This is a genomic window from Inquilinus limosus MP06, from assembly GCF_000767795.1.
Lineage (GTDB): Bacteria > Pseudomonadota > Alphaproteobacteria > DSM-16000 > Inquilinaceae > Inquilinus > Inquilinus limosus_E.
In genome coordinates, this window is record NZ_JANX01000801.1 from 1 (window position 1) to 2,125 (window position 2,125).

Consider the following 2,125-nt stretch of genomic DNA (forward strand, 5'->3'; position numbering starts at 1 on the left):
AGAGGTCGGAGGCGCTTGCGCCTCCGGGTGAGGGGGTTTTGTCGAGGCCTGGGCCCGCCCTCACCCGGTCCCGCTGCGCGGGCCCGACCTCTCCCGCCAGGCGAGACATTTTCATAACGCCTCACCCCTCGCCGTCATTGCGAGGAGCGAAGCGAAGCAATGACGTGTTCAGAATTCTGAAAGGGTCTCGCCAGGCGGGAGAGGCAATCTGTTCGTAGGCCCGGCGCGAAGCGACGGGGGAGGAGGTTTCGTCGAGGCCGAGACGTTATGAGCCGACGCGGATCCGGACCGCCTCAGCGGGTCGGGACCGGCACGTCCTTGGAATAGTCGTAGAAGCCGCGCTTGGTCTTGCGGCCGAGCCAGCCGGCCTCGACGTATTTCACCAGCAGCGGGCAGGGCCGGTACTTGCTGTCGGCCAGGCCGTCATACAGGACGTTCATGATCGACAGGCAGGTGTCGAGGCCGATGAAATCCGCCAGCTCCAGCGGGCCCATCGGGTGGTTGGCGCCCAGCTTCATCGAGGTGTCGATCGCCTCGACCGAGCCCACGCCCTCATACAGGGTGTAGACCGCCTCGTTGATCATCGGCAGCAGGATGCGGTTGACGATGAAGGCCGGGAAATCCTCCGACACCGCCGGGGTCTTGCCCAGCTTCAGCGCCAGGTCGCGGATCGCCTCATAGGTCGCGTCGTCGGTGGCGATGCCGCGGATGATCTCGACCAGCTTCATCACCGGCACGGGATTCATGAAATGCATGCCGATGAAGCGCTCGGGCCGGTCGGTGGTCGCCGCCAGGCGGGTAATCGAGATCGAGCTGGTGTTGGTCGCCACCATCGCCCGCTCGTTCAGATGCGGCACCAGCTGCTTGAAGATCTCGCGCTTGATCGCCTCGTTCTCGGTCGCGGCCTCGACCACGAGGTCGCAATCCTTGAACGCCTGGTACTCCGACGCCGTATGGATCCGGGCCAGCACCGCCGGCTTCTCCTCGGCCGTCAGCTTGCCGCGGCCGATCAGCCGGTCGACATGGCCCTCGATCGACTCCCGCGCCCGCTCCAACGCCTTCGCATCGACGTCCATGAGCCGGATGGTGAAGCCGCTCTGGGCGCCGACCTGGGCAATGCCGCTGCCCATCTGCCCTGCGCCGATGACGCCGATCGTCTGGATCATGCCTGGGTTCCGCTCCGAACGTCCCTGTCCCGCATGCCGCCCGCATTGGTGCGGTGCAGCAAAGAGGTCGAACGATAGTGATGTCCGACAGAGCTTGTCAACGCGACTGCCGCCCGCGCAAGCATCTTGCCCAAGCTGTGAGCAGACAGGCTCAACGATGCGCTCCGGGAACCCAGAGGACATCGTCCTTGCCGTCGTCGTTCATCCTTCGGGCCAGGACGAAGAGATGGTCGGACAGGCGATTGGCGTATTTCAGCGCCTCGGGGTTCACCGCCTCGACCGCCATCAGCGCCGAGACCAGCCGCTCCGCCCGCCGCACCACCGTGCGGGCGTGGTGCAGATGGGCCGCGGCGGCGCTGCCGCCCGGCAGCACGAAGCTGTTCAGCGGCGCCAGGGACGCGTTCATGGCGTCGATCTCGCGCTCCAGCCGCGCCACCTGCGCCGCAGTGACCCGCAGCGGCGGATATTTCGGCTCCTTCTCCTCCGGCGTCGCCAGGTCGGCGCCGAGATCGAACAGGTCGTTCTGGATCCGGCCGAGCATGGCGTCGGCCTCGCCGTCCATGTGCAGCCGGGCCAGGCCGATCACGGCGTTGGCCTCGTCCACCGTGCCGTAGGCCTCGACCCGAAGGTCATGCTTGGCCACCCGCCGGCCGCCCACCAGCGAGGTCTGCCCGGCGTCGCCGCCGCGGGTGTAGATCCGGGTCAGCGTGACCATCGGCGTCGCCCGCTCAGGATGTCCACAGCGCCAGCACGAAGAACAGGATGGCCAGGGCCTGGAAGCCGATGCGCGCCTGCATCAGCTTGTTGCCCCATTTCCGGTTGAACGGGCCGCTCTGCGCCATGCCGAACACGCCGGTGGCCAGCGAGGCGACCACCCCGATCATGCAGATCACGGCGAGGATGAGGAAGACGGTGCTCATGCCAGTGACTATAGGCCGCCCCCGGGGAGCCGCACAGGG

Annotated in this window: 3 protein-coding genes; all 3 read right to left on the minus strand. The window is 67.1% G+C overall.

The genetic code is table 11. The features are described 5' to 3' along the window. Positions 1-293: 293 nt before the first annotated feature. Positions 294-1,166, minus strand: a complete 873-nt coding sequence (locus P409_RS32530; protein WP_034848395.1) for a 3-hydroxybutyryl-CoA dehydrogenase — start codon at positions 1,164-1,166, stop codon at positions 294-296. Between the two features lie 151 nt (positions 1,167-1,317). Then, on the minus strand, positions 1,318-1,881 hold the full coding sequence (locus P409_RS32535; RefSeq protein ID WP_034848397.1) for a cob(I)yrinic acid a,c-diamide adenosyltransferase: 564 nt from the start codon (positions 1,879-1,881) through the stop codon (positions 1,318-1,320). A gap of 13 nt (positions 1,882-1,894) precedes the next feature. Then, on the minus strand, positions 1,895-2,125 hold a 231-nt coding region (locus P409_RS32540; RefSeq protein ID WP_238578825.1), incomplete at its 5' end, for a twin transmembrane helix small protein.